Annotated in this window: 17 protein-coding genes; 7 read left to right on the top strand and 10 right to left on the bottom strand. The window is 66.1% G+C overall.

The window, feature by feature from the left end; genetic code table 11:
* Positions 1–3 precede the first annotated feature (3 nt).
* The 4 genes from GSQ92_RS20920 to GSQ92_RS20905 all read left to right on the top strand — a co-directional run bounded on the left by GSQ92_RS20920 (position 4) and on the right by GSQ92_RS20905 (position 4,232).
* Positions 4–696, top strand: a complete 693-nt coding sequence (locus tag GSQ92_RS20920) for an arylesterase (RefSeq protein ID WP_254065782.1) — start codon at positions 4–6, stop codon at positions 694–696.
* A complete protein-coding gene (gene thpR, locus GSQ92_RS20915) occupies positions 693–1,226 on the top strand; it encodes an RNA 2',3'-cyclic phosphodiesterase (protein ID WP_158804400.1) in 534 nt (177 codons plus the stop codon). Before GSQ92_RS20920 ends, thpR begins: the two co-directional genes overlap by 4 nt.
* 218 nt (positions 1,227–1,444) lie before the next feature.
* Positions 1,445–3,046 carry a heparinase II/III family protein gene (locus GSQ92_RS20910; RefSeq protein ID WP_371418567.1) on the top strand — a complete coding sequence of 534 codons (1,602 nt, stop codon included), beginning with the start codon at positions 1,445–1,447 and terminating at the stop codon, positions 3,044–3,046.
* A gap of 58 nt (positions 3,047–3,104) precedes the next feature.
* Entirely contained in the window at positions 3,105–4,232 is a 1,128-nt protein-coding gene (locus GSQ92_RS20905) for a glycosyltransferase family 4 protein (protein WP_158804401.1), read from the top strand.
* 5 nt (positions 4,233–4,237) lie between these two features.
* Here the strand turns inward: GSQ92_RS20905 and GSQ92_RS20900 are convergent, their stop codons facing one another.
* On the bottom strand, positions 4,238–5,116 hold the full coding sequence (locus tag GSQ92_RS20900; RefSeq protein WP_158804402.1) for a hypothetical protein: 879 nt from the start codon (positions 5,114–5,116) through the stop codon (positions 4,238–4,240).
* Between the two features lie 154 nt (positions 5,117–5,270).
* Between GSQ92_RS20900 and purH the strand changes: the two genes are divergently transcribed.
* On the top strand, positions 5,271–6,839 hold the full coding sequence (purH, locus tag GSQ92_RS20895) for a bifunctional phosphoribosylaminoimidazolecarboxamide formyltransferase/IMP cyclohydrolase (protein WP_158804403.1): 1,569 nt from the start codon (positions 5,271–5,273) through the stop codon (positions 6,837–6,839).
* A gap of 356 nt (positions 6,840–7,195) precedes the next feature.
* Here the strand turns inward: purH and GSQ92_RS20890 are convergent, their stop codons facing one another.
* Together GSQ92_RS20890 and thiM are read right to left on the bottom strand one after the other, a co-directional pair.
* Entirely contained in the window at positions 7,196–7,552 is a 357-nt protein-coding gene (locus GSQ92_RS20890; RefSeq protein WP_159013888.1) for a hypothetical protein, read from the bottom strand.
* 376 nt (positions 7,553–7,928) lie between these two features.
* Positions 7,929–8,768 (bottom strand): hydroxyethylthiazole kinase, encoded by an 840-nt coding sequence (gene thiM, locus GSQ92_RS20885; RefSeq protein ID WP_159013887.1) that lies wholly within the window; start codon positions 8,766–8,768, stop codon positions 7,929–7,931.
* Positions 8,769–8,905: 137 nt separating this feature from the next.
* Between thiM and mbfA the strand changes: the two genes are divergently transcribed.
* On the top strand, positions 8,906–9,862 hold the full coding sequence (gene mbfA, locus GSQ92_RS20880; protein ID WP_158804406.1) for an iron exporter MbfA: 957 nt from the start codon (positions 8,906–8,908) through the stop codon (positions 9,860–9,862).
* Positions 9,863–9,888: 26 nt separating this feature from the next.
* Here mbfA and cbiB read toward each other — a convergent pair whose 3' ends face one another.
* Genes cbiB through GSQ92_RS20850 form a run of 6 tightly spaced genes read right to left on the bottom strand, consistent with a single transcriptional unit; the run spans position 9,889 to position 16,117 of the window.
* A complete protein-coding gene (gene cbiB / locus GSQ92_RS20875) occupies positions 9,889–10,899 on the bottom strand; it encodes an adenosylcobinamide-phosphate synthase CbiB (protein ID WP_371418041.1) in 1,011 nt (336 codons plus the stop codon).
* Positions 10,860–11,996 (bottom strand): FUSC family protein, encoded by a 1,137-nt coding sequence (locus GSQ92_RS20870; RefSeq protein WP_158804407.1) that lies wholly within the window; start codon positions 11,994–11,996, stop codon positions 10,860–10,862. Before GSQ92_RS20870 ends, cbiB begins: the two co-directional genes overlap by 40 nt.
* Positions 11,997–12,002: 6 nt before the next feature.
* Entirely contained in the window at positions 12,003–13,061 is a 1,059-nt protein-coding gene (locus tag GSQ92_RS20865) for an HlyD family secretion protein (protein WP_158804408.1), read from the bottom strand.
* A 48-nt stretch (positions 13,062–13,109) separates the two neighbouring features.
* Positions 13,110–14,072 carry a tetraacyldisaccharide 4'-kinase gene (gene lpxK, locus GSQ92_RS20860; protein ID WP_158804409.1) on the bottom strand — a complete coding sequence of 321 codons (963 nt, stop codon included), beginning with the start codon at positions 14,070–14,072 and terminating at the stop codon, positions 13,110–13,112.
* A 5-nt stretch (positions 14,073–14,077) separates the two neighbouring features.
* Positions 14,078–15,355, bottom strand: coding sequence for a 3-deoxy-D-manno-octulosonic acid transferase (locus tag GSQ92_RS20855; RefSeq protein ID WP_158804410.1), 1,278 nt, complete (start codon positions 15,353–15,355; stop codon positions 14,078–14,080).
* A 12-nt stretch (positions 15,356–15,367) separates the two neighbouring features.
* Positions 15,368–16,117 carry a lysophospholipid acyltransferase family protein gene (locus tag GSQ92_RS20850; protein ID WP_158804411.1) on the bottom strand — a complete coding sequence of 250 codons (750 nt, stop codon included), beginning with the start codon at positions 16,115–16,117 and terminating at the stop codon, positions 15,368–15,370.
* Positions 16,118–16,198: 81 nt separating this feature from the next.
* Between GSQ92_RS20850 and GSQ92_RS20845 the strand changes: the two genes are divergently transcribed.
* Positions 16,199–17,707 carry a glycosyltransferase family 39 protein gene (locus tag GSQ92_RS20845; RefSeq protein WP_159013886.1) on the top strand — a complete coding sequence of 503 codons (1,509 nt, stop codon included), beginning with the start codon at positions 16,199–16,201 and terminating at the stop codon, positions 17,705–17,707.
* Positions 17,708–18,281: 574 nt separating this feature from the next.
* Here GSQ92_RS20845 and GSQ92_RS20840 read toward each other — a convergent pair.
* Entirely contained in the window at positions 18,282–19,334 is a 1,053-nt protein-coding gene (locus GSQ92_RS20840; RefSeq protein WP_159013885.1) for a HoxN/HupN/NixA family nickel/cobalt transporter, read from the bottom strand.
* Positions 19,335–20,446 lie beyond the last annotated feature (1,112 nt).

Below are 20,446 nucleotides of genomic sequence, written 5' to 3'. Positions count from 1 at the left end.
GAAGTGAATCAGACAGCCCGTCTCGCCAGCCGAATTCTGCTTGCTGCCCTGATGGCGGCGGTGGCTCCGTGGCCGCAGCAGGCGGCGAAGGCGGCGACCGCAGGGGCACCGGTGCGATTGCTCGTCCTCGGCGACTCCCTCACTGCCGGCTATGGCCTGCCCGTTGAGGACGGTTTCCAGGCTCGCCTCGCGGCGGCTTTGAAGGCTCAGGGCGCGTTGGTCACGCTCGTCGACGCGGCGGTCAGCGGCGATACCACCTCCGACGGGGCGGCCAGGCTTGGCTGGGTGCTGGGCGGCGGTCCGGTCGACGCGGCACTGATCGAGCTCGGCGGCAATGACGGGCTGCGCGGCCTCGACCCCGCCCTCATGCAGCACGCGATGACCCAGATTCTCGATGCGCTGGCGGCCAAGCATATCCCGGTGCTGCTCAGCGGCATGCTCGCACCACCCAATCTCGGAGCCGACTACGACAACCGTTTCCGTGCCGTCTTCACTGAACTCGGGAAGCGGCCGGACGTGATCTTCGACCCCTTCTTTCTGCAGGGCCTCATCGGGCATCCCGAACTGACCCAGGCTGATGGCATCCATCCCAATGCGGCGGGCGTGAAAATCGAGGTGGCGCGGTTATTGCCGCTGGTCCTGCAACTCGTGGCGCGCGCCAAGGCGCAGGAGACCGCGAAGGCGCCGGCCGGATGAGGCTCTTCGTCGCTTTGGATCTACCCTGGCCGCTGCGGGAACGGCTGGCGTCGCTCGCCACCGGCATACCCGGCGCGCGCTGGGTCAGCCGCGAAAACCTGCACCTTACTCTCCGCTTCATCGGCGAGGTGCCACCCTGGCGCGCCGAGGAGATCGACCTCGCGCTGCATGGCCTGCGCGGCCGCGGCTTCAACCTGACTTTGGCCGGCGCCGGACTGTTTGAACGCGGCGGCCGCGTCACCTCCCTCTATGCGGGCATTGAGCGGTCGCCGCCGCTCGAATTGCTGCAAACGAAGATCGAGACAGCGTTGCAGCGGGCAGGGCTGGAACCGGAACGACGACGATTTCTTGCCCACGTCACGCTTGCCCGCATGGATCAGCCGCCGAGCGAGAAAATCACCGGCTTCGTCCAGCAGAACAACCTCTTCCGATCAGAAGCTTTCGCGGTCGATCGCGTCACATTATTCAGCTCGCAGCTCACCAGCACTTCGCCGATCTACACTGCCGAAACGGAGTATCTTCTGGACTGAAGAGCGGTGTTTTCCGCTAATTGGAGCGCCGGGAGCTACGAACTCTCATCCTTTGTGACACGTTCGACGACGATCGCGTGATGCCAAGGTCCCATGGCAGCGCTTGTGCAACTGGCGGCGCGCTGTCTAGAAGGCTTCATGCCTTTCGCTGCCTCCCGGATTCTCAAACGCGCACATGGCTGGCCGATGCGGTGGTGCGCCACTAACGGAACGATAGCGTGAGCGGCTCGGACCCCAGGCGATGGCTACGTGACGCCCGGCGGGCCATGGCGCGCCTGCCCAGCCTGCGTCTCACCCGCGTGCCGGATGCGCCGACTTTACCGGTGCGGGACCTTTGGCCGGGTGACCCGACCCAGGGCGCGCGACTGCTGAAAGGCGAACTTGTCGTCGGCAACTCGGTGCGAGCGTTGCAGCCCGGCGGCTGGGGCGACTCCAACGGTTCCCCGGTACTGCGCGCAGCGGCGCATTCCTTCACGTGGCTGCGGGATCTCAGGGCGCTCGGGACCGATGCAGCGCGCCAGCGCGCCCGCACGCTCGTTTCCGAATGGATCGCGACGCCGCAGCATGATCCCGTCGCCATACGGCCGGATGTGGTGGGCGCGCGGATTGCCGCCTGGCTCGGCCATTACGATTTCTTTGCCGCGAGCGCCGAGGACGCTTTTCGCCAGAAGCTCATGGCGCGGCTGGTGGGAGACGCCCGTGCGCTCTCCGCCGCCATGCCGGTCGAGGAGAATGAGGCGCGCGGCTTGACCGCCATCAAGGGGCTGGTCGCGGCGGCGGTTGCCTTGCCCGATCAAGGCTCTTTCCTTAGCCGCGCCCTGCGCTTCCTGCCTCAGGAACTCACGCGGCAGATTCTACCCGACGGCAGCCATATCGAGCGCAGCCCGGCGACCAATCTCTCCGCCCTGCAGGATCTCACCGAGATCCGTGCGCTGTTGCAAGCCGCCCAGGCGACGCCGCCACCGGCGCTCGGCCCTTCGATCGAGCGGCTTGCCGCCGCACTTCGCGTGTTGCGGCACGGTGATGGCGGACTCGCTTTGTTTAATGGAGCGCGGGAGGAGACCTCCAGCCTCGTCGATCTCGCGCTCACTCAGGCGGGACGCGCAGGCAGGGCTCCGACGCAATTGGTGGATGGCGGTTTCCACCGGCTGCAGGCCGGACGCAGCGTGCTGCTGATGGATACGGGCGCGCCGCCGCCGACTGGCTTCGACCGCAATGCCCATGCCGGCACGCTCGCCTTCGAATTGTCGATCGGCCGCGACCGCCTGGTGGTCAATTGCGGCTCTGCGCCCGCCGCGATGTCCGAATGGCGGGACGCCTTGCGCGCGACCGCCGCGCATTCCACCCTGATCATCGACGACACCAGCTCCTCCGAGCTGAAGCCCGAGGGGCTCGGCCGGCGCCCGGAACAGGTCGAGGTGCAGCGCCAGGAGGCGAGCGGCGCGCATTGGCTCGAAGCAAGCCATGACGGCTGGTTGAAGACCTTCGGCGCCCTCCACCGCCGCCGCCTCTATGTTGCGGCAAGCGGCGAGGATATCCGCGGCGAGGACGCCGTGGAATCGGCGACACCGCAGAGCTTCGCGGTCCGCTTTCATCTGCATCCCAATGTCCAGGCGACGCTGCAGCCCGATGGCGAGGGCGTGACGCTGCGGCTGGCCGGGGGCGCGAGCTGGCGTTTCAGGGCCGACGGCGCCCGCATCGGGATCGAGGAAAGCGTCTATATGGGCGGCAGCGAGCCCCGCCGCGCCGAGCAGATTGTCCTGACCTCCGAGGCCGAGGGGCCGCAGCAGGTCAAATGGGCAATCACCAAGCTGGGCTAGCGTCCTAGCCGGAGCGTGTTCGCTGGGTGGCGAGATAGGCCGCCGGGCCGAGAGCCGCATGAAGATCATCGAACTTACCAACACCGATTTCGCCATGCGGCACTTCCTCGCGCCGCTCCTGCGCGAGGGCCGGGCGCGAGGTCATGAGATGGTGGGCGCCACAACGGAGGGCGCGCTACTGAGCCCGCTGCGGCAGGAGGGCTTTCGTGTCCTGCCGCTGCCGCTTTACCGCGATCTTTCGCCGCGCAACCAATGGGCTGCTTTCGTGGCACTCCGTGACCTGTTCCGGGCCGAGCGGCCCGATCTGGTCCATGCGCATATGCCCATCAGCGGCTTCCTCGGCCGCATGGCGGCCCGCGCCGCCGGGGTGCCGCGCATCGCCTATACCTGCCACGGTTTCCTCTTCAACCAGCCGGGCTCCCTGCTGCGGCGCGGCGCGGCGCTCGCCATGGAAGAGGTAGCCGGGCGTGTCACGGACCTCTTCCTCACCGTTTCGGCCGAGGAGGCGCGGGATGCGCGACGCCTCGGCATAGCGCGGCACCCGATCGCCATCGGCAATGGCCGCGACCCCACCGTCTTTCGTCCGGACCCTGAAGCTCGCGCTGCGTTTCGGGCAAGTTTCGGCGTGCCGAAAGATCGCGTTGTTGTCGTCATCGTCTCCCGCCTCGTGCGTCACAAAGGCCACCCAGAGCTTCTCGCAGCGATGGAGCAGGTCCCGGGCACCGAGCTCTGGGTTGTCGGTGACCGGCTGCCCTCGGACCATGGCGCCGAGATTGAAACCGCATTCGCCACAAGCTCGCTCGGAGACCGCTTGCGCCGTCTTGGCTATCGCGAGGACACGGCGGCGGTTTTGGCGGCGGCCGACATCTTTGCTTTGCCGAGCCATTTCGAAGGCCTGCCTATGTCGGTCATCGAGGCGATGATGAGCGGCTTGCCCGTGGTCGGGACCGATATTCGCGGACCACGCGAACAGATTGTCGATGGCGAAACGGGCTTCCTGGTGCCGCGACGCAGTGTGCCATCCCTTGCCGCCGCGCTGAAGCGACTCGCGGCCGATGCCGGACTTCGCGCCAAGATGGGTGCCGCCGGCCGCAGCCGCGCCTGCGCGCTGTTCGACGAGAGGCGCATCGTGCGTCGCACGTTGGACCTGCTGACGGGCGAAGAGTCACCGAGCGCGCGCGAATAGTGCTCTCACGAGGGCATCCAATCCTTCATTTCTCCCGCCAAGCGGTAGAAATTGACACGGCCGCAGGCAGGGCCAGACTTCGAGGACGGCGCGGGACCATGCTGCGCCGCTTCAGGGTCAAAGCTGCTGGCAAATGAAGCGGAGACGGCGTTGATGCCGTGACCGCCCTTGCCCGGCCCCCTTAAGAGAATGCCCTGCAACGGCAGAATCTGCTTAAGGCCGGCGACAACCAGCAGGTTGCGGCCGCCATCAATCTGTTGCCGCACCGTCTCGGCCATAGCGCGGTCAGCACCCTCCGAGCCGCCTTCCGGCGGGGAATCGACGGGGATAATCGCCAGGCCATAAGCCCTAGCGAGCGCGCAGACGAGCGCCGCCATCTTCGATTGCGCCCGCGCGGGGCCAATTTGCTTGAGGTAACGCGCCGCGCCACCGGCCCGCGCCATGCCCTGCTCGACCTCCCGCATGCCGTGGCGCAACTCCTCGAGCTGGGTCGGGGTGATGGCGGCCAGCAGCGCGCGGTAGCCCTTGTCCCGGGCACTGCCAAACAAGGCGTCATAGAGCGGGAGGAGGCCGAGATTGCCGCTCGGAGCCGCGATCAGGATGGCGGAGGCAAGGCCCGGCCGGCTGAGGCGGGCCGCTGTAGTGAAGAGGTCCTTCGCGATTAGCGGGGCCTGGGCCGGCGAGCGATATACCCCAAGATGCGAAGCGCCTGCGGCGTTCGCGACTCCGGGCTCACCGGACGCGGACGACTTGCGAGGCTCATCTGGCTTGTCCGCTTTCGATGGCGTCCCTTTCTGCCGCATCGCCGCCCGCCAAGACGGAGATACGGTGGCGCCACCCGCGGACCGGGCGGATTGGGTTGCTTGGGGTAGGGCTGCATCCATGGCCGGTTCCTCCTGCGCTATAGCGCAATCCGTTACGACTAGGCATCATTACCCTGGACTTCGATAATAAACTGTAACCAATTGGGCCGGTAGAGGCTGGACGAGGCGGGGACGCCGGCTCTATCTCGGCGCCACCTGCCGGAGCATTGCCCCCATGAGCCTTATCCCCGTTCGCCGCGCCCTAATCTCGGTCTCCGACAAAACGGGGCTGCTGCCTCTCGCGGCGTCTCTCGCGGCCGTGGGGGCAGAGATCCTCTCGACCGGCGGCACCGCCCGCGCGCTGCGCGAGGCCGGCTTCGAGGTGACGGAAGTTTCCGACCACACCGGCTTCCCGGAGATCCTGGATGGCCGCGTGAAAACGCTGGTGCCGCAAATCCATGGCGGATTGCTCGCGCGGCGAGACCTTCCCGAGCATATCGCGCAGATGGATCGCCACGGCATCGCGCCGATCGATCTGCTGGCGGTGAATCTCTACCCCTTTGAGGCGACGGTCGCCCGAAATGCCGATGCCGAGACCACGATCGAAAATATCGACATCGGCGGTCCGGCTTTGATCCGTGCCGCGGCGAAAAACCATGACTTCGTGGTGGTTCTGACGGACCCCTCGCAATATGACCAAGTGCAGACGGCGCTCGCCGAGGGCGGTACCGAACTGAGCCTGCGGCGCGCCCTTGCCGCTGCTGCCTATGCGCGCACCGCGGCCTATGACGTTGCGATCGCCGCCTGGTTCGCGCGTGAGGCCGAAGAGACGGCGCCGGAGCGTTTCGCCATCGCCGGCCGGTTGCGCCAGCGGCTACGCTACGGCGAAAATCCCCACCAAACCGCAGCGTTCTACGTCACCGACCAGCGGCCCGGCGTCGCCACCGCGCGGCAGGTGCAGGGCAAGGAACTGTCCTACAACAACCTCAACGACACCGACGCGGCCTTCGAGTGCGTCGCGGAATTCGCTGAACCCACCGTGGTTATCGTCAAACACGCGAATCCCTGTGGAGTGGCTTCCGCCACCAGCATGGCGATTGCGTGGGATGCGGCATTGGCCTGCGATCCGGTGAGCGCTTTCGGCGGCATCGTGGCGTTGAACCGGCCGCTCGATGCCGCGACAGCCACAAGGATCGCGACAATCTTCACTGAGGTCATCGTCGCGCCGGATGCGAGTGCCGAAGCGCAGACCGTCCTTGCCGCGAAGAAGAACCTGCGGCTGTTGCTGACCGGTGCGCTGCCTGATCCGGCGGCACCCGGCACCAGCTTCCGCTCGGTTTCGGGCGGTTTTCTGTTGCAGTCGCGCGATGCGGGCCGGGTTGCCCGCGCCGATCTGCGCGTGGTGACGAAACGTGCGCCCAGTGAGGCGGAGTTCCTCGACCTGCTCTTCGCCTTTCGGGTCGCGAAGCATGTGAAGTCGAATGCGATTATCTATGCGCGTGATCAAGCGACCGTCGGCATCGGCGCGGGTCAGATGAGCCGCGTCGATAGCGCCCGGATCGCCGCGTGGAAGGCAGCAGAGGCAGACAAGGCGGCGGGACGTGTGCGGCCCAGCACGCAGGGATCCGTCGCTGCCTCGGACGCGTTCTTTCCCTTCGCTGATGGGCTCGAAACGATCATTGCCGCGGGCGCCACGGCGGTCATTCAGCCCGGCGGCTCTATGCGGGACGAGGAAGTCATCGCAGCGGCCGATGCCGCCGGTATCGCGATGGTGCTGACGGGGATGCGCCACTTCCGGCATTGAGCGGTTTCGGTGGAAGCGCTTCTTTCAGCCCACCCGCAAGGCCGGCTTCTACCTTGACGGCGGCTTCCGAGCTCCATTCAGCAACTGGCTCGCGAATTTTCGATTTCTCGGTGCAAATGGCGCCGGAGAAGCATCTCCGGATACAGCCAACTTTCGCGCGGCAAAGTCCAGCAACTCGCGAAACCGGACGTTCCCATCTGATCTCCTCACGACAAGCTTGGGGTGGCCTATGCGATCGATGGTTAAAGTCATGCTGTCGCTGTCCTCGTTGGGATCCTGACGCCACATTTTGCGGCCGCGAGGATTGACGAGGCGTGATCACCGTTGCAGTTTGCGTATGATTTTCATGCGTCGGGTCAAGGCGATGGCGCAGCGGGGTTTTTCCGCGCCTCGTATTTCTCGGCTTCGTGGTTCACGTCCCATGCACCGACAATCATCCAGAGATCGGCGTCGCTGGAAACGTCTCCGGGTCTGAGCCCCAGCGCCACCTTGAGCCTCGACAGCGCCTCCGGCTTGTTCAGGAAGAGATCCCGGGCCTGCTGCACGCTGAGCGTGGATAGATAGCTATCGGGCAACGCGTCGATGATTTTGAGAAGATCGTCGTCCGCGGGAGTTTCTCCTGGTTCGAGCTCCAGCACTGTTTTAAGGGCCACGAGCGCTTCCGGCTTATCCTTGAGGAGAATCTCGAGCGCCTTCTTGCCGATCGGGGACAAAAACTTGTCGGGAACGAGAGCCGAAGGCGCTGCCGGGATGGGCTCCCGCGCCGGGGCGGTGCGTCTCTGTCCCCCGCGTGCAATGAATCCGGGTCCCACGGGCGCACGAAGCCTATCCGAACGCCCTATCCCGTGGATGCCCGGCTTGTGAAAAGCCTCAGCCTTCCGCTGACTGACGATGTGCTGGAACTTGTTCTCGCCGTCGCTAACGGGAATGCCCGTCAAGGCGGCAGGACTGGCGTCCTTCGCGGTACCCACACCAAGTCTCATCAAATAGTTCCTTCGCGATTCCCTATCCCTTCATGTGAGCAAGCATGCGTTGACACGAAACTAACAAACCAAACCTAGCCCCGATCACGGTCGGACTTCCGCAAGCCTAAGCTCCCACCGCCTCGCCCGCGCCGATCCGCGCATGCTCGCGCAACTCCGCCTCGCCCACAGCGTCAAGCGCGTCGAGGAATGCGGCGGCGAAGCTGCCTGGTCCACTGGCGCGCGCTTCCGCCCGTTCGGAAGCGACCGCCATATGGGCATGCGCGGCGACAATGGCGGTGAACGGATCGGGCGCAGCAGACGCATAGGCGGCGGCGAGCGCGCCGAGCACGCACCCCGTCGCGGTCACGCGCGGCAACCAGGCGCTGCCGCCCGAGACGCGCACCAAAATGATCCGCTCGCCGACCCGCCCCACCACATGATCGATCGGGCCGGAGGCCGAGACGGTAGCGGCATGCACCAGCAGCGCCACCGCGGCGGGCACCGCCGCCGGGGCGTCGATGGCGCTATCGACCCCTCGCCCGCCCGCGCCGAGGCCCGCCAGGCCGATGATCTCCGAGGCATTGCCGCGGATGATCGCAGGTCGGTCGCGCAGCAATTCAACGGCGATCTGGCCGCGCCACGGCAGGCCGCCAGCGCCGATCGGGTCGAGCACCCAGGGCCGCCCGGCGGCGCGCGCCGCGGCGGTGGCGAGCCGCATACCCTCGACCTGCGCCGCCGTCGGCGTACCGAGATTGACCAGCACGGCATCCGCAATGCCGGCGAAGAGGCCGGCCTCCTCCGGGTTGTCGACCATCGCCGGAGCGGCGCCCACCGCGAGCAGCACATTCGCCATGAAATTGGTCGAGACGGCATTCGTCAGGCACTGGACGAGCGGCGCCTTCGCCCGCAGCGCGTGTTGCGCCGCCACGACATCCTCAAGCCCCGGCGCATGATCCAGCGTCATAACCCATCCCTCAAAGCGATCAGCCGACACCTATGACACAGGCGCCGGAGGTCTAGAACCCGATGCGAATGCGAGCGATTCGCATCGTTTCGATCTCGACTTGATCGTTCCGGGCGCGATCGTCAGACTCCAGCGCGATGCGCAACTTCTCCGACCTCTCCGAACGCGAAATCCTGGCCCTGGCCATCGGCAACGAGGAGGAGGATGGCCGCATCTATGCCGATATGGCGGAGAGCCTGCGCACCGACTATCCGAGCACCGCGCATGTCTTCCTGGAGATGGCGCAGGAGGAAAGTGGCCACCGCCATGACCTGCTCACGCTGTATCAGGAGAAATTCGGTGACCATATTCCGCTGATCCGCCGGCAGGACATTCGCGGCTTCATCGCGCGCAAGCCGGTGTGGCAGATCCGGCCACTCTCTGTCGCCATGGCACGGGCTCACATGCAGTCGATGGAGGTCGAGGCCTTCCAATTCTACACCCGTGCCGCCGCACGCAGCCAGGACGCCTCGATCCGCAAGCTGCTCGGCGACCTCGCCTTGGCCGAGACCGCGCATGAGCTGCGCGCCGATGATCTGGTGGAGCGGAACCTTGGCGAGGAGGCGCTGCATAGCGAGGACGAGGCGGCTCGCCGCTCCTGGCTGCTCCGCGTCATCCAGCCGGGTCTGGCCGGGCTCATGGACGGCTCGGTCTCGACCTTGGCGCCGCTTTTCGCGGCCGCCTTCGCGACAGGCAATACGTGGTCGGCCTTCCTGGTCGGGGTTTCCGCGTCACTTGGCGCGGGCATCTCGATGGCCTTCGCAGAGGCGCTTTCAGATAACGGAAGCCTCACCGGCCGTGGGTCGCCGGTGGTTCGCGGCTTGGTCTGCGGGCTGATGACGACGATCGGCGGCCTCGGACACAGCCTGCCCTTCCTCCTGCACGACTTCCACACGGCACTGTTCCTCGCCATCGCCGTGGTGCTGGTGGAACTCGGCGTGATCAGCTGGATCCGCTGGAAATACATGGACACGCCACCGATCTCGGCGACGATTCAGGTAGCGCTCGGCGGTGCGCTGGTCTTCGCGACGGGGGTGTTAATCGGGAACAGCTAGAGGGCCCGGGGCATCAAGTGAGGAGATCAGCGAAGAAACAACGCCAGCAGCAACAACACGCCGGCCTGGCACCAGCACGCGACACGGTACAGCCGGAGCGCGGCGCGGATGTCGGCAGCGGTCAGCGCGGCGCGGCCGTCGCCCATCCAGCCATCCTCCACCAGCGTCTCGCCATAGACGCGTGGCCCGGCGAGGCGGAGGCCGAGAACTCCGGCCATCGCCGCCTCCGGCCAGCCCGCATTCGGCGAACGGTGGTGGCCCGCGTCTCGCCCGATGGCGCGGGCGCCGCTTCGCCAATCCCCGCCCGTGACGAGAGCAGCGAACAGCAAGAGCGCTGCCGAAAGCCGGGATGCCGGCAGGTTCACCACATCGTCGAGCCGCGCCGCCGCCCAGCCGAAGGCGAGGTGACGGGATGTCCGATGGCCGATCATGCTGTCGGCGGTATTGATCGCCTTGTAGGTCGCCATGCCGGGCAGGCCGCAACAAGCGCCCCAAAATACGGGCGCCACCACGCCATCCGAGAAGTTCTCCGCGAGACTCTCGATGGCCGCGCGGCAGATGCCGGCCTCGTCGAGGAAAGCCGGATTACGACCAACGATTTGCGCGACCGCCACGCGCCCGGCATCGACACCCCCACGCTCCAGCCCGCCGGCCACCGCCGCGACATGAGTGTGCAAACTGCGCTGCGCGAGCAGGCTGGAGGCGAACAGCGCCAGCAGCAACAGGCCCAGCCAACGGCCGAGCAGACGCAGCGCCAGCACCTGCAACAGGACCATGGCGAGCACGACGATGAGGAGGATGAGCAGCAAAGCCGCCACGCCGCGAAAGCGCCGCCGCGCATCTGACACTACGGGATCGTTCACGCTGGTATCGAGCCGGGCGATCAGCGCACCGACCCAGGAAACGGGATGGCGGATGCGGCGAAACAGCGTGTCCGGATAGCCCAGCGCCGCCTCGAGCGCGACAGCGCCGAGGGTCAGCGTGAGTGCCGTCGCGGTCACGCGGCGCGCCGCGTCCGCACCGGTGGCGGCGGCCACACCACCACCACCGCACCGAGCACGAGGCAGCCGATGGCGATGCCGACCAGCCGTTGAAATCCCGGCGTGATACTGGTCGCCGGGCCTGGTCCCTGCACAAGAGTCACGATGAAGGCGAAACAGAACTGCGTGCCGACGTAGGAAAGGCCGGAGCGGCCGCCTTGAATATGGACGCCGATACCCACGCCCAAGGCCAGCGTCAGGCCATAGAGTGGCAGGCTGTCGCCGGCGAGAGGCAGCAACAGCAGCGCCAGCAGGCCGCCCATGACGCAGCCGAGCACGCGATAGACCGCACGCTGATAGATCGCGGCTATCCCCTCTTGCTCCACGACGGTCGCCGGCATGATCATGACGATGAAGGAAGTGACCGCCGTCGCGGAAATGTCGGTGATGCTGAAGGCGCGCCAGACCAGGGGCAGCGACCCCACCGCGATGGCCGCCCGGCTCGCATGCGCCAGGATGGCGGCATGGTCACGGCGCCAATTCTCATCGAGCAGGCGGCGCAGCGTGAGACGGCTGCCGGGCGAGGGCAAAGGCTGCGGCGGCGGCGCGCTGGGCTGCCGGAACAGCTCGAACAAACCCGAGACGACGATGCCGCAGAGCGTGCCGATGCCGACCTCCGCAATCCGCGTGCTCGCGAAGTCTATCGTGTCGGCGGGTGACGCGAAGGCCGCGGTCATGACCATTGCCGCGGTGACACCGAACAGCACCCAGGCATAGCTCGCGACGCTGACCGTCGATTGGTAGACGCAGACAAAGGTGACGACGACGAAGGTCACCATGAGCAGCGGGACCGAGGCGGATGTATAGCGGGCGAGGCCGAAGCCGAGTGCAGCGCCCGCCAGGGTGCCGAGCATGCGCTGGCCGCCGCGCGGCGCTGATTCTCCGAAACTGGTACGCATGACGAGAAAGCCGCTTAGCGCGGCCCAGGCATTGTCCTCGAGATGAAAGGCGCAGGAGACGGCGGTCGCCAGCAGAACCGCAAGCACAGCTTTGACCGGTTCGCGCCAGGTGCTGAGATCCGCCGCCAATGCCCGCGTTTCCTGCCAAAGCGCGCTCGGGATCGGACGCAGCGCGTCGAGGGCGGGAGAGGACATGGCCGATTAGAAGAGAATGAAGACGCGGGCGTCGGAGCCCATGAAGCGCTCGTCTTCAGGCGGTGGATTATCGAGGGTGAAGCGCACGGGCAAGCGGCGGGCGAGCCGGATCCAATCGACGGTCGGGGAAACATAGGGCAGCAGGCCGGGATCCTCCTGACTGCGGCGGATACCGGGCGCGACCCCTTGCACGCGCGCCCGGAAAAAATGCCAGGGCTGCGTGTCGAGCCAGACCCAGGCGACGGCGCCGGGATGGAGATGACGCAGCACCGATTCCTTGTAATTCGCGACGACACGCCAGCCATCCGCCGCGATCAGGGCGATCATCGGCGTGCTGGCATCCGCCATATCACCGACACGCAAGGTGAGATGTGCCACTCGCCCGGCGACCGGCGCGACTATTTTCGTTCTTGCGAGGCGCCAGAGCGCGATCAGCCGGTTGGCCTCGGCGGCGCCGAGCGCGATCTCGTGCAGCCGCAGCGTTTGTTGCGCCGCGATCACCGCGGATTGGGCAGCGCGGAGCCGGTCGGTGGTGCGCTGTTCGGTCGTCTGCGCCTCCTGCAGAGCCTGCACGGAAGCGAAGCCCGCATGATTCAGGCTGGTGGCGCGCGTGAGGTCGGATTCCGCGAGGCGCAGCTGTGCCAGGGCGCCGGCTCGCGCGTCGGTGGCACTTTCCAGCAAGGTTTGGTCGATTGGCAGCTGCGAACTTGCCTGCGCGGCGTCCGCCGTGGCGCGGTCGAGTTCATATTTGTAGGGCGTGGGGTCGATGGTGAAGAGCGGCGCTCCGGCGGCGACCAGTTGATTGTCCTGGATATCGACGGAAGCGATCGGCCCGGTCACCTGCGGCGCGATGGAAACGAGGTCGGAGGTGAGGAAGGCGTCATCCGTGAAGGCGAAGACATAGCCCGAGCCGATCCAAAGCAGCAGGATCGCGATCAGGCAGCCGAAGATTGTCAGTATGCGGCGGCGATACGGCGAGGCGCGCGGCGGATCCGGCACTACCGACACCGGGGTCGCTTCGGGGATGGTGGTGACGATGGCCGGTTGTTGCGGGTTGTCAGCCATGTCCCTCGACGGCTCCGTCTGCCGGCCGCAGATTATGGGGCCGGCCGTTCATTGCAACGCCTGGTTGAGCAAAGCGTCGATTTGACCGGGATCTTCCCAGCTTAATGTGACGCCGGCGACATCAACGCGCTCCCGCCAGGCTGGCGGCAAGCGAACGGCGTCCTTCGGCGTGGTGACAAGTCTCAACCCGGACGCCGCCGCGCGTTCGAGCAGGCGGGCTAGATCCCGCTCGGCATAGGCATGGTGATCGGGAAAGGCCTGCGTGGCGCGGAGCGAAACGCCCGATGCCCGGAGGCCGGCGAAGAATTTCTCCGGCCGCCCGATGCCGGCGAAGGCGAGATAGTCAGTGCCGGGCGCGAGATCGCCGAGGTCCTGCACGAGCTTCGCCGCGAATAGCGGAATGCCGGATGGCAGCGCCGCGCGGGCGTCCTTGGCATCCTCGCCGATCAGGACCGCCGCTTGGCAACGCGCGGCCGCTGCGGCGATGGGTTCCCGCAGTGGACCGGCGGGCAGTAGTCGTCCATTGCCGAAGCCGGCGCCTCCATCGATCACCAGCAGGCTGCAGGATTTGAGCAGACCCGAATTCTGCAGTCCGTCATCCATGACGATGGCGCTGGCCCCCGCCGCCACCGCGGCGCGCGCGCCCGCCGCGCGGTCAGCCGCGATCCAGGTAGGCGCGCAAGCGGCGAGCAAAAGCGCCTCGTCCCCGACTTGCGCCGCGTCGTGGCGCTCCAGATCAACCCGCAGCGGTCCTTTCTCTCGCCCGCCATAGCCCCGCAGCAACGCGTGAGGCGTGAGCGCGCGGGACTGGAGGCGCTGCAGCAAATCCAGCGCAACAGTTGTCTTGCCCGAGCCGCCGACGCTCGCATTGCCGCAGCAGAACACCGGCACCGGCGCGCGCCACCCTGGCTTGGCGACGCGCCGGGCGGTCATCCAGCCGGTCACCATGGAGCCCGGGGCGAGCAGCCGTGGCAGACAGCCGTCCCGCGCCCAAAATTCCGGCGCCCTCATGCGAGTTACGCCGCGCGTGGTGTCGCGAGGTCGCGCAGCATCGCCGCGACCTCGGCCGGGATGGTCGAGAAACCGTCCAGGAGTTTCGCGCCGCGCTCGCCGCTGGCGGTGGTGCCCCAGGGGTCGCGCAGCCGCGCATCGACCCACGGCGCGATCTCGTTGGCGTTCGGGATCTCGGTAAGCGCGCCGCCCTCCCGCAGCAGCGCCACGGTCTCGGTGAAGTTGGCGGTGTGGGGTCCGATGCCGACGGCGCGGGCGAGGCGGGCGGGCTCCGCCGGGTTCTGACCGCCATGCGGGATCAGGCTGCCACCGACAAAGGCCACCGGCGCCAGCCGATAGATCAGGCCAAGCTCGCCCACCGTATCGGCCACCCAGACTCCACCGCTCCGGGGAGGCGGCGCACCGAGGGAGCGCTGCGGCGCGCCGCCCGCCAGTTCGGCGATGGCCCCGCCGCGCTCCGGATGGCGCGGCACGATGATGGTGAGAATGCCGGGATGCGTCGCGGCGAGGCTCTGATGCGCGGCGAGCACCATCTCGTCCTCGCCACGATGAAGGCTTGCGGCGATCCAGACCGGCCCGCCGATCAAGGTGGAGAGGTGGGACAGTTCCGCCTGATCCACCGGCAAGGGTGGCGCCGCGAGCTTGAGGTTGCCCGGCGGCAAGATCCGCGCATCCGAGGGGGCGATTGAGGCGAAACGCTCGGCATCGCCCGCGCTTTGCGGATGAATGAGCGCGAAGCCGCTGAGCAGTGCCCGCGCGGTTGCCGGCACCATGCGCCAGCGCGACAGGCTGCGCGCCGAAAGCCGCGCGTTGATGAGCATCAGCGGGATGCCGCGACGCCGCGACGCGATGAGGAGATTCGGCCAGATCTCACTTTCGACAAAGCCCGCGGCATTCGGCCGCCAATGGTCGAGGAAACGACTTGCCCAGGCGGGCACGTCCAGCGGCACGAAACGGTGGATGACGCGCTCTGCCAGCCCCATCAGCGGCAGCCTTTGAGCCAGCAGCCGGGCCGCCGTGACGGTGCCCGTGGTGACCAGGAAAGTGCCAGGATCCCGCGCCAGTACCGCCAGCACCGGCAGGATCGAGGCGGTCTCGCCCAGGCTCGCGGCATGCAGCCAGAACAGCAGGCCGTCCGGGCGCGGCAGGCTCTCGATGCCCTCGCGCTCAGGCAGGCGGCCAGCGATCTCCTTACCGACGGCGAGGCGGCGGCGAAGCATGATACGCAGGGCCGGCGCGGCGATCCGGCCGAGGCCCGACCAGGCGCCGAGAGTAAGGCTCATAGGCGGGCCCGATCAGACATTGCAGAGGCGATCGCTCTGGCGGGAGACCGCGTCGATCGCCGCCGCGATCATCGGCACGAATTCGGCCCAACCCTGGCGCGGAACGAGGATCGCGGGACCACAGACAATGGCGCCGCGCCCGAAGGGAAACGGCACGACCATGCTGTCCCAGCTCGGCAGCCGGAAATGCCAGCGGCATTGGGCGGCGGCGGGAACCACCGGCACGCCCGTCGCCGCCGCGACCTGCGCCACGCCAAAGGCCGCGACCTTCGCCGGTCCGCGCGGGCCATCCGGGGTGATCGCAACGTTATGCCCTTCCCTCAGTAACAGCAGCATCCGCCGAAGGCTCTCCCGCCCGCCTGAGGATGAGGAGCCGATGACTGTATCGAGGCCGAAACGGCCAACGACCCGGCCGATAAAACGCCCGTCATTGTGGCGGCTGACAAGGACATGCGTACGCATCCTGATCCCCTCCTGCTGCGAGCGAAGGGCGAGGCGCGGCATCATGGGTAGCCGCTCGTGCCAGAAGGTGAGGATGCAGGGGTGACGGTTTTGGAAAACAGGTTCGAGGTGCTCCAGGCCCTCGAACTGCCACTGCGTGGTGCGCAAAACGAAGGCGAGATAGTTCCCAAGCGCCAGGGCGAAGAACCCCTTCAGCCAGGGGTGCCGCACGATGACCTTGAACGCCTTAGGGGTGCGGAACTTCGTGTTGCGGCTTTTCGCCATGGCGCGGCCGGTAGCATGGCGGGTCCCCGGCGGCAAACGACTGATCTCCCAATTCCTTTGCCACGGGTCATTTCATATCGATGTTGCATCCTTATGCCGCCCGCGAGATGGTGAGGCATGACGGCGAACCGGCGCTTCCTGTCCATACTCACGCTTGGGGCGGTAGTGCTGTCGCTCGCGGCGGTTTGCCGCGGACCGGAATATGACGAGGGCTACACGGCATTCGTGACGGGACGCGAGGCCCGGCCTGATTGGCCGCGGACGCCGTTCCGCGTGGCCGAGATGCGCGCCGCATTCCTCCCCGCACCCACACCGGCGGCAATCCTCGAAATGCTGCGGCAGACCGATGTGCATCCGCCGCTTTATTTCTGGCTTGCCTGGGGATGGCGTCGCTGCTTTGGCCCCGATTTGCGCGTCACGCGAATGCTCTCGGTGCTGCTCAGCCTCGGCGCGCTGGCGCTGGTGGGTGCGACCGCCCGGGTCACAGGATTGCCGCCGGGGTTGCCCATGCTGCTCACACTGGGGTGCTACGGCTTCGTGGGGAGTGGTGTCGTTGCGCGGGGCTTTGCCCTTGCGCAGTGCCTGTCGGTGGCGGGGCTGCTGCTGGCTTTGCTGGCGCGGCGGAAGGACCGTCCGGCGCTGGCCCTTGCGAGTGGCGCGTCGCTGGGGGCGGCCTCATTCACCAACTATCTCGCGGGTTTTCCGGCTGCCGCCGCCTTGCTTTGGAGTCTTTCCCGCCGTCCGCGTGGCTTGCTGCAAAGCGCGGCGATGTTTGGCGGATTGGCGCCCTTCCTCGCGTCCGATTTTTATGTCTTCGTCGCCCAGCGCGGCAGCCGCATCGGCCAATTCGAGCCTTTTGCCTGGGCTCAGCTGCCGGCTGCCTTCGGCCGCGCCATCGGTGGGGCTCTGCTCGGCGGGCTGCCGCTTTATATCGGCGGCGTGTATCGGGTTACGGCCACCGGGTTGCTGGCGTTGCTTTTGGGCACGATGCTTTCCATGCCGGTGCTGCGGTGGCGCCGTGTCGAACCGCGCGACGCGCGCGACCTTTGGGGGATGGCCGCGCTTGCCGCGCCTTTGGGCCTTGTCGCGATGGGCTGGGCGGCGGGATCCATGCCGGTCGAGATCCGTTATCTCACCTTCGCGCTGCCGCCTTTCGCGCTCATGCTGGCGGCCGCGCTGCGCGAAGTGGCCGTCGCTCGGTTGTTGTGCCGCGCGGTTCTGGCGGCGCAGGCGCTCAGCGTCGCTGGTTTGATCGTGCGGCCCGAAACGATGCAGCCGGAGGGGACTGCGGCGCTTGCCGCCGTGCGTGCCGCCGGACCGAATGGCCTGGTTCTCCTCCCGCGGGGCAATGATGGCGTCGGTCTTGTCGCGGCCTTCGCCACCGCCGCACCCAACGGGCTTCGCATCGCGCTGCTCGAACCGGGCACGGCAATAGCCGTGTTGCGTCGCGCAGCGCTATCGGGAGGACGTGTCGTCGTCGTGCTTCTCGCGGTCGATCGAGACAGCCGGTCCGTGAGCGGCGCAATCAGAGCGGCGACGGCCGCCGAGTGCAGGCATCCGGCGGGACCATCGGGCGCCGAGTTGCTGATAGTCTCCCCTGGACTGACCTGCTTTTCGCACCTCTAAATCAAGGCATGGTCGACGCGCGCCGATATAAAGCTTCGTTTATGTCTACAGGCAGGGCACGGTAACGGCGGAAACAACCCCTTGCCTGTGTAAGTTTACCTCTGGCCAGCTATCAACGCCTCCGCCGGCCGCACCACCTACATTCCTTGCAACCAGCGATAGGTTATCCACGCTGGGAGCCAGAACGGAGCGGTCAAGAGCGCGACCACTGTGAGTATAACCCGATAAGCGTCGCACCCCTGGTCGTCCGTTAGAGCTGGCTTGGGCGCCCCCAGCGCGGCTGCAGACGATGAGCGACGGTCGATTTTCGTGTCCACACGTATGGTCCCGTAACGAGCCAGTAAGTCGGTCGCTGCTGAGGCTGTGCCGCGCTCTCGCCACGGTGCGCGCAGTCTGGGGCAACCGCATTAATGTGGCGTTACCGGTGAACGCGCAGCAGTAACCGCGTCAGCCTCGTGGCCGCCTTCGCCACAGCAGCGCCGCACGGGCGGCGAGTGGCGCTGATGGATCCGAAGACTGGGGCCAGGGGGCCGAGTGGTCACTCGAGGACAAGCGACAAGCCCGTCATCCCAGGCTAGGAAGCTTGCCGCTCCAGGCTGTCATAGCCCTTGATGCGGTAGATCAGCATTGAGACAATCCAACCGGCGAAGAAAACGCCGATGATGGCGAAACCCAGATTGCTGAAGTTGCCGTTGAGCCTTTCGACGGCCCGCCAGATCGGGCCCCTCAGCTCGAATTGGCCGGCTAGCAGTCCGAGCACCTCGATGCCGCCGATCAGTACCGCCACCGCGATCGAAACCAGCGTGATGGTGAGGTTGTAGTAGAGTTTCCGGATCGGCTTGACGAAGGCCCATTCATAAGCACCCAGCATCAGCACCCCGTCCGTGCTGTCGACAAGGCACATCCCCGCGGCGAACAGCGCGGGGAAGACCAGGACAGACCATAAGGAGAGGCCTTTCGCCACCTCATGGGCGGAGATACCGAGGAGGCTCACCTCTGTCGCGGTGTCGAAGCCGAGGCCGAAGAGGAGGCCGATGGGCAGCATGTGCCAGCTTGACGTCACCAAGCTGAAAGCCGGGCCGAACAGGCGGGCAAGCAGCCCGCGTTTGTTAAGCAGGAGGTCGAAATCCTCGTCCACGTAGCGCCCGCCATGGCGGACGTGCCGGAAGGTTCGCCAGACGCCTTGCAGAATCACGATATTCATCGCCGCGATCAGGAACAGGAATAGCGCGGAGACGCCGGTCGAGAGAAAGCCGCCGACACTCTTCCAAGCTGCGAACCTTCCCTCGAGTGCTGCCGCCGTGGCGGCGACCGCCGCGGCCACCACCACCACGACCGTCGAATGGCCGAGTGCGAAGAACAGCCCGACCGAGACCGGACGTTTCCCCTCCTGCATGAGCTTGCGAGTCACATTGTCGATCGCGGCGATGTGGTCGGCATCGACCGCATGGCGGAGTCCGAAGCCATAGGCCAGCAGGCCGGTCGTCAGCAGAAAGGGCTGGCCGTGGAAGGCGGCGAAAGCCCAGATCCAGGCGCCAATGTTGACGACGCCAAGCAAGCCGAAGAGGCCCGCGACGCGTCGGCGGAGATTCCCGGTGGCGGGACGATAGGCAATGAAGGCAGACACCGAGATCCTCTCGACACATCAACCGTCCGCGCGGTCAGGCCTGACCACCGGGCCACCTTATGCCGAGGACCAGGGCCGTCTCATTCAGGCGCCCGCGGGAACCATATCGGCCAGCCTAGGGGGGAGTTCACGCGTCACGCAAGGCTCGACCGCCGGGAGGCGGCCCCATGCTGTGCCCCACGCATAGTGCGATGAGGAAATATGCAAGCATGACCCACCGCGCTAACCCCGCGGTAACGCACACACCCTATAAGAGCGGGACTGCCCAAGACGGCCGATATGAGAAGGCCGAGCGGGCTAAAATCCGGCGGTTGAAGGATGACGTTACTACAACCTAACGATTTGCGTGGCGCTCCTTTGGAGAAGGACCAGATCGCTCGCGACGACTGCAGTTATATCCTACCCCGAAACGATGACCATCCTTTAGCCTATGTTGGAATGCAGCGATTGTTCAGAGCTACCCCTTTCTCTCGTGTGCGGGTCGACGAATTCGTTAACGATACATGGCGATTACATTGACACGCCGTAACCATTAGTGGCTCGCGTCAATTTCGTAATGATTATTCGCGCGAAAGTTTATGTTTTGGGCAACCGAGAATGAATCTCGCTCTCTCTTAGGGAGATGGCCAAGCGAGTCGAGATTACGTCTTCACCCTTTCCTCACCGAACGGTCAGGGCGCTGATATCTTTTGAGCTCCTTCAACGCCCCGGACTACGCCGTCGCTGCACTTGATAAGTAACTGGAGACGTGGACTTACTACCGTCACTGCTCAGCAGCTTAGTCGAATAATGACTATTTGCGTTCAGACTTACGATTCCCACTCTCCATGACCGAATCGCCTCCCCTCTTTGGGAGCAACACCGCCAGGTACGATACCCGAGCCTATGTTTTCCTCCCCAAACGACTAAGACCTTCATGACTATACAATGCCTTCCAAACTCAGCACTACTCCGTTGCGTCAATGACGAGTGAATAACCTTGTTGCTCACAGAGAGTAATGTCAATTAACTCCCGGTAATAATCACTAAACGGACTTACTTAAGTAATGATTATGCGCAGCTCGCTTCTAGAGTTGCCGCAAGCGTTTATCTACGCCGGGAAGCATTTCGCT

Origin of the sequence: Acidisoma sp. S159 (assembly GCF_009766125.1) — a bacterium.
GTDB lineage: Bacteria > Pseudomonadota > Alphaproteobacteria > Acetobacterales > Acetobacteraceae > Acidisoma.
Note: the sequence above shows the minus strand (reverse complement) of the source record. Positions and strands in the feature narration are given on the sequence as shown.

What these genes read in the sequence shown, in the direction of transcription:
- thpR (WP_158804400.1), top strand. Translation starts at nt 693, where the DNA reads ATGAGGCTCTTCGTCGCTTTGGATCTACCCTGGCCGCTGCGGGAACGG.
- GSQ92_RS20905 (WP_158804401.1), top strand. Translation starts at nt 3,105, where the DNA reads ATGAAGATCATCGAACTTACCAACACCGATTTCGCCATGCGGCACTTC.
- GSQ92_RS20900 (WP_158804402.1), bottom strand. Translation starts at nt 5,116, where the DNA reads ATGGATGCAGCCCTACCCCAAGCAACCCAATCCGCCCGGTCCGCGGGT.
- purH (WP_158804403.1), top strand. Translation starts at nt 5,271, where the DNA reads ATGAGCCTTATCCCCGTTCGCCGCGCCCTAATCTCGGTCTCCGACAAA.
- thiM (WP_159013887.1), bottom strand. Translation starts at nt 8,768, where the DNA reads ATGACGCTGGATCATGCGCCGGGGCTTGAGGATGTCGTGGCGGCGCAA.
- mbfA (WP_158804406.1), top strand. Translation starts at nt 8,906, where the DNA reads ATGCGCAACTTCTCCGACCTCTCCGAACGCGAAATCCTGGCCCTGGCC.
- GSQ92_RS20870 (WP_158804407.1), bottom strand. Translation starts at nt 11,996, where the DNA reads ATGTCCTCTCCCGCCCTCGACGCGCTGCGTCCGATCCCGAGCGCGCTT.
- GSQ92_RS20865 (WP_158804408.1), bottom strand. Translation starts at nt 13,061, where the DNA reads ATGGCTGACAACCCGCAACAACCGGCCATCGTCACCACCATCCCCGAA.
- lpxK (WP_158804409.1), bottom strand. Translation starts at nt 14,072, where the DNA reads ATGAGGGCGCCGGAATTTTGGGCGCGGGACGGCTGTCTGCCACGGCTG.
- GSQ92_RS20855 (WP_158804410.1), bottom strand. Translation starts at nt 15,355, where the DNA reads ATGAGCCTTACTCTCGGCGCCTGGTCGGGCCTCGGCCGGATCGCCGCG.
- GSQ92_RS20845 (WP_159013886.1), top strand. Translation starts at nt 16,199, where the DNA reads ATGACGGCGAACCGGCGCTTCCTGTCCATACTCACGCTTGGGGCGGTA.